Source organism: Pseudorhodoplanes sp., assembly GCF_050250235.1.
Lineage (GTDB): Bacteria > Pseudomonadota > Alphaproteobacteria > Rhizobiales > Xanthobacteraceae > Pseudorhodoplanes.
The window spans coordinates 1-15627 of sequence record NZ_JBFWPA010000136.1; the positions used below are offsets into that span (position 1 = coordinate 1).

General features: G+C 60.2%; 14 protein-coding genes and 1 pseudogene. 4 read left to right on the forward strand and 11 right to left on the reverse strand.

From position 1 onward, the window contains the following. Positions 1-320: electron transfer flavoprotein subunit beta/FixA family protein (locus tag AB7F49_RS32405; protein WP_428529957.1), on the forward strand; the 320-nt coding region annotated here is incomplete at its 5' end. After that, complete coding sequence (locus tag AB7F49_RS32410; protein ID WP_428529958.1) at positions 320-1255, forward strand: electron transfer flavoprotein subunit alpha/FixB family protein; 936 nt, start codon at positions 320-322, stop codon at positions 1253-1255. The genes AB7F49_RS32405 and AB7F49_RS32410, both read left to right, overlap by 1 nt. Positions 1256-1642: 387 nt before the next feature. Here AB7F49_RS32410 and AB7F49_RS32415 read toward each other — a convergent pair whose 3' ends face one another. The 6 genes from AB7F49_RS32415 to AB7F49_RS32440 all read right to left on the reverse strand — a co-directional run bounded on the left by AB7F49_RS32415 (position 1643) and on the right by AB7F49_RS32440 (position 6303). Next, positions 1643-2839: an acetyl-CoA C-acetyltransferase gene (locus AB7F49_RS32415; protein WP_428529959.1), complete on the reverse strand. Its 1197-nt coding sequence runs from the start codon at positions 2837-2839 to the stop codon at positions 1643-1645. Positions 2840-2866: 27 nt separating this feature from the next. Beyond that, entirely contained in the window at positions 2867-3772 is a 906-nt protein-coding gene (locus AB7F49_RS32420) for an SDR family oxidoreductase (protein ID WP_428529969.1), read from the reverse strand. Positions 3773-3788: 16 nt separating this feature from the next. Beyond that, the gene (locus AB7F49_RS32425; protein ID WP_428529960.1) at positions 3789-4205 is read right to left on the reverse strand and encodes a MaoC family dehydratase; all 417 of its coding nucleotides are present in this window, start codon (positions 4203-4205) and stop codon (positions 3789-3791) included. 8 nt (positions 4206-4213) lie between these two features. Further along, positions 4214-4612, reverse strand: coding sequence for a MaoC family dehydratase (locus AB7F49_RS32430; protein WP_428529961.1), 399 nt, complete (start codon positions 4610-4612; stop codon positions 4214-4216). Next, positions 4609-5460, reverse strand: a complete 852-nt coding sequence (locus AB7F49_RS32435; RefSeq protein WP_428529962.1) for an IclR family transcriptional regulator — start codon at positions 5458-5460, stop codon at positions 4609-4611. The genes AB7F49_RS32430 and AB7F49_RS32435 overlap by 4 nt, the downstream gene beginning before the upstream one ends. A 585-nt stretch (positions 5461-6045) precedes the next feature. Beyond that, positions 6046-6303, reverse strand: a complete 258-nt coding sequence (locus tag AB7F49_RS32440; protein WP_428529963.1) for an IS66 family transposase — start codon at positions 6301-6303, stop codon at positions 6046-6048. A gap of 79 nt (positions 6304-6382) precedes the next feature. Here AB7F49_RS32440 and AB7F49_RS32445 point away from each other — a divergent pair, with 79 nt between their 5' ends. Then, positions 6383-6697: a hypothetical protein gene (locus AB7F49_RS32445; protein ID WP_428529964.1), complete on the forward strand. Its 315-nt coding sequence runs from the start codon at positions 6383-6385 to the stop codon at positions 6695-6697. 259 nt (positions 6698-6956) lie between these two features. Here AB7F49_RS32445 and tnpA (AB7F49_RS32450) read toward each other — a convergent pair whose 3' ends face one another. The 5 genes and pseudogenes from tnpA (AB7F49_RS32450) to tnpA (AB7F49_RS32470) all read right to left on the reverse strand — a co-directional run bounded on the left by tnpA (AB7F49_RS32450) (position 6957) and on the right by tnpA (AB7F49_RS32470) (position 10367). Further along, the gene (tnpA, locus tag AB7F49_RS32450; protein ID WP_428529965.1) at positions 6957-7397 is read right to left on the reverse strand and encodes an IS66 family insertion sequence element accessory protein TnpA; all 441 of its coding nucleotides are present in this window, start codon (positions 7395-7397) and stop codon (positions 6957-6959) included. Positions 7398-7566: 169 nt separating this feature from the next. Continuing rightward, positions 7567-7710: pseudogene (locus AB7F49_RS32455) on the reverse strand (IS110 family transposase); the annotation flags it as partial. A 121-nt stretch (positions 7711-7831) separates the two neighbouring features. Continuing rightward, positions 7832-9376, reverse strand: a complete 1545-nt coding sequence (tnpC, locus tag AB7F49_RS32460; protein WP_428529970.1) for an IS66 family transposase — start codon at positions 9374-9376, stop codon at positions 7832-7834. A 71-nt stretch (positions 9377-9447) separates the two neighbouring features. Then, complete coding sequence (gene tnpB, locus AB7F49_RS32465; protein ID WP_428529966.1) at positions 9448-9807, reverse strand: IS66 family insertion sequence element accessory protein TnpB; 360 nt, start codon at positions 9805-9807, stop codon at positions 9448-9450. Then, positions 9804-10367, reverse strand: coding sequence for an IS66 family insertion sequence element accessory protein TnpA (gene tnpA / locus AB7F49_RS32470; protein ID WP_428529967.1), 564 nt, complete (start codon positions 10365-10367; stop codon positions 9804-9806). Before tnpA (AB7F49_RS32470) ends, tnpB begins: the two co-directional genes overlap by 4 nt. Before the next feature lie 906 nt (positions 10368-11273). On the opposite strand from tnpA (AB7F49_RS32470), the gene AB7F49_RS32475 reads away from it, so the two are divergent. Continuing rightward, a partial coding sequence (locus AB7F49_RS32475) for a DEAD/DEAH box helicase (protein ID WP_428529968.1) occupies positions 11274-15627 on the forward strand: 4354 nt, incomplete at its 3' end.

Here is a 15627-nt window from a genome sequence, read left to right on the forward strand (position 1 = left end):
CGAAGATCGTCGTCGAGGACGCGGCGTTCCTGGTGACGCGCGAGGTCGACGGGGGCTTGCAGACGGTGAAGGTCAACCGGCCGGCGATCGTGACCACCGATCTGCGCCTCAATGAGCCGCGCTATGCGTCGCTGCCCAACATCATGAAGGCGAAGAAGAAGCCGATCGACGAGAAGGCCCCTGGCGACTACGGCGTCGACACGGCGGCGCGCCTCGAAGTGGTGAAGACGACGGAGCCGCCGAAGCGGCAGGCGGGGGTGAAGGTCGCCTCGGTCGCCGAGCTTGTCGGCAAGCTGAAGAACGAAGCGGGAGTGCTCTGATGACCACGCTGTTGATCGCCGAGCACGACAATGCGTCGCTCAAGGACGCGACGAACAAGGCGCTGACGGCGGCGAAGGCGCTGGGCGGCGACGTCCATGTGCTCGTCGCCGGCAAGGGCTGCCGGCCGGCTGCGGAAGCGGCCGGGAAGCTCGACGGCGTCGCCAAGGTGCTTGTCGCCGATGACGCGGCTTACGAACATGCGCTGGCCGAGCCGATGGCGGCGCTGATCGTGTCGCTCGCCGTGCCCTACGACGCGATCGTCGCGGCGGCGACGACCTCGGGCAAGAACTTCATGCCGCGCGTCGCGGCGCTGCTCGACGTGATGCAGATCTCCGACATCATCAAGGTCGACGGACCGGATACGTTCGAGCGTCCGATCTATGCCGGCAACGCCATCCAGACGGTGAAGTCGAAGGACAAGAAGAAGGTGATCACGGTGCGCACCGCCGCCTTCCAGGCGACGGGCGAGGGCGGAAGCGCCGCGATCGAGGACGCCAAGGCGGCCACGGCGCCGGCGATCTCGAACTTCGTTGGCGAGGAGCTTTCCAAGAGCGAGCGCCCGGAGCTCACCTCGGCGAAGATCATCATCTCCGGCGGCCGCGCGATGCAGAGCCGCGAGAACTTCACCAAATATATCGAGCCGGTGGCGGACAAGCTCGGGGCGGCGATGGGCGCCTCGCGCGCCGCGGTCGACGCCGGCTACGCCCCGAACGACTGGCAGGTCGGGCAGACCGGCAAGGTGGTGGCGCCGGACCTCTACATCGCGGTGGGCATCTCCGGCGCGATCCAGCATCTCGCCGGCATGAAGGACTCCAAGGTCATCGTCGCCATCAACAAGGACGAGGAGGCGCCCATCTTCCAGGTCGCCGATTACGGCCTCGTCGCCGATCTCTATCAGGCTTTGCCCGAACTCGCCGACGAATTGGGAAAGTGAGTTTGAGCCGTGAAACGAGTAATCTGAGTGCGCTTAGGGCAATTCGAAGCGCATCATAGAAAACGGTTGTAATGACGTGATCCTGTGGGATTTAGTGCGACTTGGTTCTAGAGCGGGCCTCGTCTGAGTGCTCTGCGAGTTGAAGAAGCAGAACCCGACTGTGTCCTCGCAATACCGTCGGTAAAGCTGACTAGTGAACTGGTATGAGTTTGCCCGCCGAACAAGGCTTCGATTAGCTCCTGTCAGCTTCTTGGCGCCAAGCTTTGGTCGGCCGTTTGACTTAACTAGTTCATGACGCAGTCAGTCGGATCGCCCGTCTGACGACAGACGCAAAGTTAAGCTCGTTAAGTGTGATTGCCCGATTGCCCCGCGGTATTCCGAGAAGTTTCAGGCGCGTTCGAATACCGCTGCGACACCTTGGCCGCCGCCGACGCACATGGTCTCTAGTCCATAACGAGATTTCCGGCGCTGCATTTCATGGAGCAAGGTTGTGAGAATGCGCACCCCTGTCGCACCTATCGGGTGTCCGAGCGAGATCCCCGAGCCATTGACATTCACTCGCTCCTCATCGACGTCTCCCCAGGTTTCGAGGACGGACAAGACTTGGCAGGCGAATGCCTCATTGATCTCGATCAGATCCATATCTCTGAGCGACAGACCGGTGCGTTGCATCAACCTTTCGGTGGCTGGCACTGGTCCGATTCCCATCTCGGCCGGTTCGCACCCGGCCGCTGCCCAGCCGACTAGAAAGCCGTGTGGAGAAAGGCCCAAGGCTTCGAGGCGATTCTCAGCGACGATCAGGCAGGCGGCCGCGGCATCATTCTGCTGCGCTGCATTGCCGGCTGTTACCGTGCCGCCTGTCTGTACTGGACGTAACCTGGCCAAAGATTCAGGCGTTGTGTCAGGACGGATGCCTTCGTCTTCAACGCAGGCTGAGACCTCACCTCGCTTTTGTAGTAACCTGACAGGTACTACTTCGGTTGCCATCCGCTCGTCTGCCCAAGCGGCCGCTGCTCGCTGATGGCTACGCGCAGCATAGGCATCCGCTCTCTCGCGAGAGATCGAAAACTTGCGAGCGAGATTCTCTGCGGTCTCGATCATACCCGAGATATGGCCGAAGCGATGTTCTGGTTGCGAGCGTTCGCGTCCCCGCTCAAGCCGGTCGTATAAGATCGCCGACCCCAATCTCGTCCCCCAGCGTGCCGAAGTAGTATAATGTTCGATATTACTCATGCTTTCCACGCCGCCGGCGATCACAACGTCGCATGCGCCGGTCTGCACCATCATCGCTGCCGTCACGATCGATTGGAGGCCGCCCCCGCACCGCCGGTCTAGCTGCATGCCGGGGACGTCAATCGGCAAGCCCGCCTCCAGCGCAATCCATCGTCCGACGCAAGGCGTTTCGGAATTTGCGTAGGACTGGGCAAACACAACATCCTCGACTACTTTTGGATCGAGCTTTGTTCGGTCGAGCACTGCGTGGACGACTGTCGCGCCAAGCTGCTCGACGGACACATCCTTCAAAGTGCCGCCAAAACGACCGACTGGCGTGCGGAGTGGGCTGACAATAGCGGCTCGGCGCATATGGAACTCTTCGTCTTATTTTTGAGGTCAGACTGGATCCCAGGAGAAAACATCTGCAGAGACTTCCATTCGGTGGAAACTGGCGGAGAGTGCCGGCATAGCATGATCTGCAATCCCTTCCGGAGTCCAACCATCCTGTCGCTGGACAGACCGAACTGGCCTGGGCTGGCTGAACAGAAAGATCTCATTGTTGCGGACGCAGAAAATCTGGCCAGTCACTGCACGGGCATGGTCAGATAGCAAATAGATCGCAAGTGGCGCGACCTTGGCCGGCGTCATTTGTTGGAGCCGCGCCACGCGCTCTTGCTGCTCTGGCGAATCCACCTTGATTGAGCTGATCATGCGGCTCCAAGCGAACGGCGCGATACAGTTAGAGCGCACACCAAAGCGCTGCATGTCGAGAGCGATGGATTTGGAAAGTCCGACGATTCCAAGCTTCGCGGCCGAATAATTCGCTTGGGCAATGTTGCCGACCAGCCCGGAGGTCGAGGTCATGTGAACCAAGCTGCCGGTCTGCTGTTGTTTGAAGACGGGAGCGGCAGCACGGCTCACATTATAGCTCCCATACAGATGCACCTTGAGGACGCGATCCCACTCCTCATCCGTCATCTTGTGGAAGAAGGCATCACGCAAAATTCCAGCATTATTGACGATGCCATCGACACAGCCAAATGCATCGACCGCAACACGTATAATGTTCTGGGCGCCATCTGTGTCGACGACACTGTCTAGACTTACAACAGCAGTCCCGCCGGCATTGCGAATTTCCTCCGCAACGCCTTCAGCTGGCTCGCTATCCTTCCCTCGTCCATCGAGGCTTGCGCCAATGTCGTTGACAACGACCTTTGCGCCGTGCGCTCCCGCCATAAGTGCGATATCACGTCCGATGCCACCCCCCGCACCGGTAATGACAACTACCTTGCCATCTAGCATTGTGCTCTTGTTCACATCATTTCTCCTTTAGAAACGGGCGAGCAATCGTCACGCTGCAGGTTCCTTCTATAGCGCGCATACCGGCTTCCGTTTCGACGAATACCTCGTACGTTCCAGTTGTGACATCGAGCAGCTTTCCGCTTGCTCGAATCGTCATTCCGACCGTTACCGGCCGCAAAAACCGAACCTCCATTTCGAGGCTGCTTGGCATGGCTTTAAATGTTCTCTCAATAGCTTCAATGAGGAGGTTCAGACTCATCGTTCCATGGACGATAGGTGCACCGAACGGGGTTGTGGCAGCAAAGTCAGAATCTAGATGGATCGGGTTAAGGTCATGCGTGAGCTCCGCGTAGCGCCGGACGGCATGCGCGTTGGTATCTATGCTTATTACTTTCAGCTCGTTGGGCAGCGTAGTCTCTGTGTCTTGTTGCATCGCAAATCTCACCTGGACCAAATGGTGTGGATTTCACCGCGTAGAATGATCAGCGATCTGTTTCGCAGCGTGACTCCAAATGTGATCCAACGACGCTCCTTGTGCAGCGTTTTTTCCACGCAGGAAACCTCAGCGCCTAGCTGGTCGCCCGGCTTTGCAGCATTGCTGAAACTCAGCTTCTGGCTGGCGTGGATGTTGCCCGGCGGACGTGGCTGGATCGCCGTCAGGTATGCTTCCATCATCGCTGCAACGAGCATTCCGGATGGTATCCGATCAGATACTTGCGGGTGTCCGTAGATCGCTGTCCAGCCCGCAATACGCTCGGCATCAAGCGAAATTGAAACCTCTTCAAACTTCGACCCGGGTCTAAAGTCGTCAAAGGCCCAGATATCGGCCGCGTTTTTCATGGTCGTCTCCCACGATTTCGCGGTGTTGAACACCCTGCGGCAACGCGCCGGTTAGACTCGCGAACCGGTCGAGATACACTGAACAATGTTTCGCTTATCCAGTCCGCCGAATTCCGCAAATCAACAGCGAGTTGCTCCATCGTGGGTCGAGCAAGCTGTCCGGCGATATTGATGCCGCTTATACCGAGCCGCGGTTTTCCTGTCGCATCGGAGACGATGGATGCGGCGATCTCAAGTCCAATGAAGAGTCGTCCGAAGTCGAAAGCAAACCCCAGTTGCTTAGCGCGCTGTACCTCCTTGTCATAGTTCTCGAAGGTTGGTGGTGCTTGCCATTTCACTGTTTCGAAGCGCTTCTTCAGCTGTGCGCGTGGCAGATCGCGCAAGGCTGCGTAGCAACGCCCTACGGCGCCCGCATACGCAGGAAGTCGCGAGCCGTGAGGCATGTCAATGCGAACGGTGCGTGCTGTCGACACGCGATCGGCGAGCACGATGCGCTCGCGTTCGGTGAACTGCCAGAGACAGATCAGGCTCTTGTACTTTTCCGAAAGCCGCTGGAGTTCGGGCAAGATCAAGTCGGCCTGACCTGTTCCCAGCAGAGGCACCGAGAACTCCAGAACTCCTATGCCAATGCGGTAAGTTTTTGCATGCGAATCAAAAGCCACTAAACGCTCGCTTGCGAGCGTGCGCAAAATGTTGAAGCAGGTACTGACACTGATGCCGGTATCGCGCGCAATGGCCGCCACCCCCGCAGAATCCTTTGACTGCGCGAGCAATCTTAAGATTGAAATCGCATTGGCGACAGCACCAACTATTTTTGGAGCTGTATGTCGATCAGTAGAGGCGTTCATGAATGACGTCTGTAAAATCGTGAATGTTATTCATTATCGAGAATAGCTATCACATTACGGCCTGCCGGGGGAAGCCCCGAGAGCAAAAACGAGGAGAGCCGTTTTGGAGCTCGGCTAGTTGAGAAGCGAATTTTCTTCGTATGAGCCACAGCGAGCACGCTCATCGAGATTCCAGGTTCGATGGCGTGCGCTAGCTTTTCAATCAACTTCAAGCGAGGGGCGCAAGCTTGATCGTGCGTGTGCCGGTGTCTGACCGAATTTTGCCGAAGTCCTATCGAAGGGGCTACCTACTAATTCTCATCTCGAAGAGCACGACGTTGCAGGCATGACGCTTAGTAAGGCCGTATGTCCGCATCTGTTGGCGAGGTGGCTCGCCCTACACTGTGCATCCGAGGGTTGCTCGGGCGCGCCGAGCCGATCCTCATCATAGGAAGACGAGCCGTGGTGGATTATACGGACAGGGAAGCTTTTGTCGCAGTCGATGTCGCGAAGCTGAGGAACGCGATCGCAATTGCGGCCACCGGTCGGGAGGGAGAGGTTCGTTTCTTCGGCGAAGTTGATGCATTGGCAGCGACATGCAAAAGGTCAACCTCGGCGACGAACGTCGGCCAGACCGCCGCGGCCAGGGATACGCGCAAGCTGCGTCTCGAGCCAAGGCTTCATCGCCGCGATAAGCGGTCGCGACTTAGCATTGCGCAACTTCTTGCGTTGGGCGGCGGAGCGGCCGCGGATCGGCGCTTCGATCACATAGAGCTCGGCGATACGGCGCAGGGCTTCGGCGGCGATTGGCGAGCCGGTCGCCTCGTACACGTCATAGATGAGATGACCGTCCTGGGCGGCCAACCTCCGCCCTCAAGCTGTCTGTGTTGATTCGAGGATTGCGCCACGAGGACGCCTTGCCTCAAGCACAGGAGGACGGACCATGGCGGAGTTTAGCGGCTTTGTCGGACTTGATGTGCACAAAGATCGCATTTCGATCGCGGTTGCAGAAGCCGGTCTAGACGGTGAAGTGCGGTCATTCGGATCCATTGTGAACACCATCGACGCCGTCAACAGGATTGTTCGTCGGCTCAACGATCGTTTCGGATGCCTCGAATTCGTGCAGGAGGCGGGCCCTCCGGTTACGGCCTTCATCGCCATCTTGAGCGTCTTGGACACGGGGGACCACCAAAACCGGCAACACCATTGTACGCAGCCATCTTCTCGAAGCCGCTTGATGCTATCGTTTACGCGCTAAAGTCGGCGTGCGTTTGACCCGGCGCAACGGCTCGCTTCCCGAGATCCCTGGAAAGCGCAGGTGAGACTATGCGGGCGATATCGCAGGCTGAGTTCCCGGGGAAAGAAAAGCCAGGTAGTGGCGGCCGCGATAGCGCGTGAGCTGGTTGGGTTCATCTGGGCAATCGGCCAAGAGTTTAAACTCCAATCCGCTGTCGCGTCGACGTAGAAAAGTCAGACGCGAAGCTCTACCGTAACGAACATCGGCGCGGCAGAAGCCGTCAGCTCTTGCTTCCGGCGGAATAGCACGCGCGCTGCGATCCCATAGCGGCGCGCCACCTCGGATAGGCTCGCACCCGGCGCATCACCTCCGCAAGAATCCGGCGCTTGTCCGTCTCGCTGAACCGGCGCCGATGGCCCTCGCAGGCCGGCGGCACGATCGGCCCCGCCATCGGCTGGCCGTCCGTCATATGACTAAGCGTATGACTTGCGCCATGACTAAGCCTATGACTTACGCCGCCGCGCCGATACAGCAGCTTGCGCTCCGGCGGCTGTGGCTCCGCTTCGAACCGCGCACGCCAGTTGCCGAACGCCTTCAGCGGAATCTTGTGAACCTCGCAATACTCGCGTTGATTCAACTCGCTGCGGCGCCACGCTTCATGATGCGCCCGCCAAAAGGACTCTCCATAGCGCACCCGCAACGCAATCCAGTTCGATGCCATCCCGACCTCCTCACCTGCAAATTGCCGGCGAGAATAGATCGCGTCCGAGATCAACGAGAACAAGTGTGTGAGGAATCGACGCTCTGATGTCCGCAGTCAAGGTTTGAAGCGCAGAAGATCGCGCCGCTTCTACAGGCGGTTGCTCATGCTGATGATCGCACATGGGTGCCGATGCATCAACTTCGCCGAAGAAACGAACCTCTCCCTCCCGACCGGCGGCCGCAATTGCGATCGCGTTCCTCAGCTTCGCGACATCGACTCCGACAAAAGCTTCCCTGTCCGTATAATCCACCACGGCTCGTCCTCCTGTGATGAGGATCGGCTCGGCGCGCCCGAGCAACCCTCGGATGCACAGTGTAGGGCGAGCCACCTCGCCAACAGATGCGGACGTACGGCCTTACGACGGCGTAAGCGTCCATTGCTGACGCGTGCGGTCAGGCGGCGGCCTTGAGTGGGGTCCAATTCCAGGGCAGCAGGTCGTCGAGATGGCGCATCGGATAGCCGTCGGAGAGGCATTCGAGAACGCCGCGAAGATAGGCGAAGGGCTCGACGTCATTGAGCTTCGCGGTCGCCAGCAATGAGGCGACGATCGCCCAGCGCTGCGCGCCGCCGTCGGAGCCGGCGAACAGATGGTTCTTGCGGCCAAGCGTGATTGGCCGGATGGCGCGTTCGACGGTGTTGTTATCAAGTTCGATACGGCCGTCATCGAGGAACCGACAAAGCGCGGTCCAGCGCGTGAGGGCATAGCGGATCGCATCGGCAACACCACCGCGGGGCGGGAGCCGGTTGAGCTCGACCTCGAGCCAGTCCCTCATCGCTGCGATCAGCGGCAGCGCTCGGCTCTGGCGAACGCTCCTGCGTGCCTCGGCGGTTTGGCCTCGGATGCTTGCTTCGATCGCATAGAGTTCGCCGATGCGTTTGAGCGCGTCGGCTGCGACGGGTGAGCCGGTCGCCTGGTGCACCTCGTAGAACTTGCGCCGTGCATGGGCCCAGCACGCTGCCAGCTGGATATGGCCGGCGGCGGGAAGCCGATCGAATCCGGGATAACCGTCGACATGGACGGTGCCCGTGAAGCGCTGCAGATGCGCCGCAGGACGCTCGGCGCGACGATCCGGACTGTACAGATAGACCACCGCCGGCGGGTCCGTGCCGCACCATGGCCGATCGTCCCGAGCGTAGACCCACAGCCGGCCGGTCTTGGTGCGGCCGCGGCCGGGATCGAGCACCGGGATCGGCGTGTCGTCGGCGAACAGAACCTGCGAGGCGAACACATGCTCGGCGAGCCGTGCGTGCAGGGGCTCCAGCCACCAGACCGCTCCCCCGACCCAGTTGGCGAGGGTCGAGCGGTTCAGCTCGACGCCATGCCGCGCAAAGATCTGGCTCTGGCGGTACAGCGGAAGATGATCGCAGTACTTGGAGACCAGAACGTGGGCGAGGAGAGCGGGCGTGGCCAGGCCTTTGGCGATCGGGCGCTCCGGAGCCGACGCTTGATGGATGGTGCCGCAGGCGCGACAGCCGTAACGTGGCCGACGGATACGGATGACCCGCAAACGCGCCGGCACATGGTCGAGCATCTCTGTGACGGTCTCGCCGATCATATGCAGCGCACCGCCGCAGCAAGGGCAGGCATCGTGCTCGACGTTGATCCGCCGATCCTCGCGCTCCAGCGCTGCCGGGAAGCGTAGCTGGTCATTCCGTGATGCGGACGGGGACGACTTCTCACGACTTGGCCGAAGTCTGGTCTCGACCGTCGCAAGATCGGCCTCGAGGTCTTCGAATCCGAACTGCAGCTGATCGTCATCGAGCCGCTCGGACCGCCGCCCAAATTGGCTGCGCTGAAGCTTCTGCACGATCAGCCGCAGCCGCTCGATCTCCGCTTGCGCTGCGACAAGAGCGGCGGTGCGCTCGGCCGCGAGCGAGCGCACCAAGCGGTGCAACATCTTCACATCGTCCGGCAGGGCGGCAAGATCGATGTCCATGCGCGCGAGTGTAACTGACTCGCGCGCCTTCTCACCGAACAACGCATCCGTGAGTCAAAGAGCCGCAGCGATCAGCCCGCGATTGCCGGACGCCACCGTTGCTCCGGCGCACGCCAATCGACGCCATCGATCAACAGCGCGAACTGCGCAGAGGTCAACGACAGCGTCTCGTCGGGATCGACGCTCGGCGGCCACAGGAAGACGCCGTGCTCGAGCCGTTTGGTGAACAGACACAGCCCGGTACCGTCCCAGAACACGATCTTGATGAGGTTCGCCCGGGTGCGGCCCCGGAACACGAACAGGTGGCCGGAGAACGGATCCTGCCGCAGCACGCCCTGCACCAGCATGGCGAGCCCGTCGATGCCCTTGCGCATATCGATGTAGCCCAGCGCCAGGTGCACCTTCACACCTTGGGGAAGCAATGCCGTCATGGTGCGCGCTCCTCGTCACGAGCGACACTTCCATCTGTGATCTGCACCGTGACGAACGTCGGCGCAGTAGCCAGCTCCTGCTTCCATCGACGGAGAACGCGTTGAGCGATGCCATACCGGCGCGCCACCGCGGCGGCGCTCACACCTGATCGCGCCATCTCTTCGAGGATGCGGCGCTTGTCCGCATCACTGAACCGACGCCGATGCCCCTCACGCGGTCGCGGAACAATGGGGCCCTCCAACCACGAGGAGGGATAAGTCACCGGACTTACGGGAGGACTAGCAGGCGGACTTAAGGGAGGACTTAACGGGCGGCGGCGGTAGAGCAGCTTGCGCTCCGGCGGTTGGGGCTCGGCTCTGAACTTCTGGCGCCAGTTCTCAAATGCCTTCTGCGGCAAACGATGAACCTCACAATACTGTCGCTGATTCAAGTCGCTGCGCTTCCACGCCTCATGGTGCGCGCGCCAGAATGCCTCGTGCTGACGCGCCCACGATCGCTGCTCCTCCGCCATCTCGCTCTCCCAATTTGCAAATCGAGAGCGAGAACAGATCGCGTCCATCAGCCGAACAACAAGCGTGTGAGAAATGGACGCTTACACTGGATCCCTGATAATGTCTAATTGACACCGAATATTCACTGATCTGTTCCGATTTTTTCCCTGTTTCGTCGCGTAGGGAATTTCTCTGCAAGCCCGTCAAATGTCCTCTGAATTTGCCGTAAGTTTGCGTTGCTTGTCGTGGATTCACGAAATTTCCCTGTATTTTTCGCTGTTATCCGCGAAATTCAGACGGAGACTGGGTTAGATATTGCTGCGTCATCAGCCAGCGACGCCGGTCTCTTCAGGCGATCTCCGTGTGACGAAAAAAAGTGGCGCAATATCCGCGCTTTTTCGAGTGATGCAGGGTCTCTGCTAGGCAGCGCTGCGGAATTTCCTATCATAATATTACGATTTCTCGCGCGAGTCTCAACGCGCCGATTTCTAATGTCCATTTTGATCGTGCAGAGACTTGGTTCGAGAATGGGAGAGACTTATTCGATAGTAGCATAAAGAATTGAGATAACGCGCATGCGTTTGGCATTCTCCATGCTGACGCACCCTGATTGAATGGGATTCAACGACACGAGAGTTTAAGGGAGGCTTGCAAGGAATTCGATGAAAGCATTTGAATTCGACCATCGTCTTATCGATTCCTACGCCCGTTTCTCTCGGTCTTTCAGCACTGTTCGATCTGAAGACCTGAAGACAGAGATCGATTGCCAATACGACGCAGGGCGCTTCTGGCCCGATGCCCTGCTGTCTATCAATCCTCGCTTTCTTCAAGGGCCAACCATTGATGACCTGGTTGCCTCCGGCGATCTCGACGAAGCGACGGGCAAGATCTTCCGGTTTGGTCCATCGCCTCTGCGGTTCCATCGCCACCAGGCACAGTCCATCGCCAAGGCGCGAGCGGGCCAGAGTTTTGTGGTGACGACCGGAACCGGCTCAGGCAAGTCGCTCTGCTTTTTCGTACCGGTGGTCGACGCGATCGTTCGTGCGCGGAAGGCGGGCAAGGCGCGCAGGACTAACGCCATCATCGTCTATCCGATGAACGCACTGGCCAATAGCCAGATCAATGAGATCGATAAGTTCATTTCTCAATCCGGTTTGCCCTCCGAGATCAAGCCGGTGGTACGGCGCTACACCGGCCAGGAGAACCAGGAGGAACGGCAGCGGATCGCGGACAACCCGCCGGATATTCTGCTTACCAATTTCATGATGGCCGAGTTGCTCCTGACGCGACAGGACAGTCTCGACACAAAGGTCATCGAGAACGCAAGCGGTCTGGACTTCATTGTTCTCGACGAGCTGCACACCTATCGCGGTCGCCAGGGCGCCGACGTTGCCATTCTCGTCCGGCGTCTTCGCAATCGCTGCACACCGGACAAGGCACCGATCTGCATCGGGACTTCGGCTACCATGGCGAGCGAAGGTTCGGATGCCAACCGTACGCAGGCCGTGGCGGACGTTGCGTCGCGTCTTTTCGGGGCGTCCATCGGGCCGGAATCAGTCATCGACGAGTCGCTCGAACGCGCGACGGACGATCGACTGAAGCTCGACGATGTACGAGGGAAGCTTGCACCAGTCCTGACATCCGCGCTACCGACAGTGCTGACCGATGAGGCCCTGAGGCGGCACCCCTTGGCCATCTGGACCGAGTTGGCGATCGGTCTGGAAGATGGTCAGGAACTGAAGCGCAAGAAGCCCATCCCGTTCGGGGACGCCGTCGCTTTGCTGTCGGGCGACAGCGGCGTTGACGTCGAGATTTGCCGAAGCAGCCTCGAAGGCTTTCTCACTCGGGTCAGCCTCCCGGAAAAGGACAGAGGCGGCTTGGGGCCAGGCGCCTTCCTGGCGTTCAAACTTCACCAGTTCATCTCGGGCGCGGGGGAGATTTTCACCACGCTGACCGAGAAGCCGAGAAATGTTCTGTTCGAGGGGCAGCTCGAAGACCCAAACGCGCCAGGCCATCGCCTCTACCCAACCCGCTTCTGCCGGGAGTGTGGGCACGAGGTTCATGTCGTCACCAGAACCGAGGACAGCCAAGGTGTTCTGTTTGTTCCGCGGAACATCGATGATGCACCGCTCAATGATCAGGAGGATGATGCTGCGGGCTATTTGACGCCCACCGGCGACGGCGATGCCGATTACGCCTTCACGGGGGATGTCGAAACCTATCCGGAAGACTGGCGCGAGGAGCGCAGCGGCGTCGAGAGGTTGCGCGCGAACAGGAAAGCTCGGGCGCCGCAGATGATTTCAGTCGCTCCCGACGGCCGCCCCCATTCAACGGGAAAGAGCTTCTGGTTCATACCGGGCAAGTTCGGGTTCTGCCCCTGCTGCCTCGATCAGCCACACCCCAGCATGCGGGAGCGCACCAAGCTTGCCGGCCTGTCTGGCGAGGGCCGTAGTTCGGCGACCACGCTTCTGGTCTCAACCGCTCTGGAATGGATGAACGGGCATGACAGTGGCGTCCCGAAGGAGAAGCGCAAGCTTCTTGGTTTCACCGACAACCGGCAGGATGCCGCGCTTCAGGCCGGTCACTTCAACGACTTCCTGTTCGTCAGCCTCCTGCGCGGGGCGATCCTGCGAGCTGTGTTGGACGCTGGCGCCGATGGCATGGCCGAGGACGAGTTCGGTCTGCGGATCGTAAAGGCGCTCGGCTTCACGGCGAGCAACAAGAAAGCCCGCATTCATTGGATGCAAGATCCCGAGGCTGGCGCCGTGATCCGGGAGGATGCGCAACGCTCCCTCGCCAAGGTCCTTGCTCATCGGTTGTGGACGGACTTGCGCAGAGGATGGCGCTACACCAACCCAAGCCTCTCTGTGCTCGATCTCATCGACGTTGCGTTCATTGGGTTGGACGACATCGCGGCAGATACGGAGCGGCTTGCGGCCATCCGCCCGGAATTTGGCGCGCTCGACATCGCTGCGCGCAAGGGGATGGTGAAGCTGCTCCTAGGCGCCATGCTCGACGGTTTGGCCGTCGGGACGGAAGCATTGGATTTGACCGAGCTCGACGCCGTTGCACAGAAGTCGCGAAATCTCCTTCGCGCGCCGTGGGCTATCGACGCGAAAGAGATGCCCAGAAGCCGCACGGCCCTGTTTCTCCAGGCTCCGGGCAAGGACCGGGTCAGTTTGCGAGAAGAGCAGACGATCGTTCGCGCCGGTCACAATTCCCGCATCGGACGCCTGATCAACCGCAAGAGCGTTATCGGGACCAAGCTCGGCAAGGCGGATTATCTGGCAGCAATGACTGGCCTGATGGAGCTTCTAGCCAGCGAAGGCCTGGTTTCCCGCGTCGACATCGAAACAGATCTCCAGGGCTGGCGCCTAGCGCCGTCGGCGGTTCGCATCGTGCCCGGCGAGGCTATCCGGAAGGGCGCGGCGCAGGGGAACCGTTATTTCCACGACCTCTACAATGAAATCGCCGCCGATTTGAAGGAGGGGCACAGCGCCTTCTGGGGCCTCGAAGGTCGCGAACACACGGCCCAAGTTTCTCAGAGATTGCGCGAATATCGTGAATGGCGCTTCCGGTACGAGAAAGAAGATCAGCAAAATCTCGCAAAGAACGTCGCGGAGCTCCGCGTGGCCGGAGACTCCGAGCAGTTCCTGCCTGCCTTGTTCTGCTCGCCGACCATGGAACTCGGCGTCGACATTTCCGCCCTCAACGCCGTCTATCTCCGCAACGTGCCGCCGACGCCGGCGAACTATGCTCAGCGCGCCGGTCGCGCCGGCCGCTCCGGGCAGGCAGCCGTGATCGTGACCTATTGCGCGGCTCAGTCACCGCACGACCAGTATTTCTTCGAACGTCGCAATGAGATGGTCGCTGGCGTCGTCCGCCCGCCAGCGCTCGACATCACCAACGAAGAACTCGTGCGCTCGCATCTGCACGCAGTCTGGCTTGCCGGAGCGAAGCTCGCCTTGTCGCCAGACATTCCGGAAATCCTTGACCTGACGGAGACGGGCTATCCGCTGAAGCCGGAGATCCACGACGTTATCGACCGTCCTGAGCTGGCAACGGCGGCGCATGGTCCCATGAAACGGGTTCTCCATCAGATCCTTGCTTCGGTTGTAGGTCGGAAGCCGGCTTGGATGAGCGAGCCGGACGACTTTGTCACCCAGGTGGCGCAACGCGCGCCCCAGGAGTTCGACCGCGCCTTCGAGCGTTGGCGGGAACTCTACAATTCAGCGCGAACGCAACTGATGGAGGCCAACGCCCGCTCGGAAATCACCGGCCTCTCGGCGGCGGATCGCCGCAAAATCAAGGCCGCGCAGATGCAGGCGAGCGATCAGATCGCCATTCTTGAACAGGGCAAAGCCTCCAACGGCTCGGATTTCTATTCTTATCGCTATCTCGCGACGGAGGGCTTCCTGCCGGGATATAATTTCCCGCGTCTCCCGCTCTACGCCTTCATCCCCGGCGAGGGGAAAACCGGCTCCTTCCTTCAGCGCGCCCGTTTCCTGGCCATTTCGGAGTTCGGGCCGCGCAGTCTGATCTACCACGAAGGCCGCGCCTATCGGGTGATGAAGGCGAAGCTTCCGCCGGAGGTCCGAACCGGAGATGGAGCGGAACTCGCCACCCGGGACATCTTCATCTGTTCGAACTGCGGCGCCTGCCACGACGCGGAAGTCGAGCGCTGCCATGCGTGCAACAGTCCGATGGCGGGAGAGGTCCCCGTACAGAGGACACTCAGGATCGACAACGTCGAGGCGGCGCCAGCCGAACGGATCACAGCGAACGACGAGGAGCGCGTCCGCCAAGGCTTTGACGTTCAGACCGTGTTTTCCTGGCCGAAGCGAGACGGACGAGTTCAGATCACCGAGGCCGACTTCCGTTGCGAGGACACCTCGCTTCTAACCTTGCAATACGCCAACAGCGCCGAGATCAGCCGCATCAACAAGGGGCTCAAGCGGCGGACCAATCAGACCGTCTTCGGTTTCTATATCGACCCGCGCAGTGGCTACTGGGCGAAAGCCGACGACGAGGATTCTGATACCGATTCGCCGCCGGACGTGTTGAAGCCGGTTCGGATCGTCCCGATCGTTCGAGACCACAAGAATGCGCTGCTCTTCCGTTTCATCGAGCCCGGAAGCTATGCGCCCGAGACGATCGTGACGGTCCAACACGCCCTCATGCGGGGTATTGAGGTGGTCTTCCAACTGGAAGAGGGCGAGGTTCTTGGCGAGCCGCTGCCAGCCCGCGATAATCGTCGCGCCGTCCTGGCTAACGAAGCTACCGAGGGCGGCGCCGGCGTTGTGAGCCAGCTGATTGAGGACCCGACAG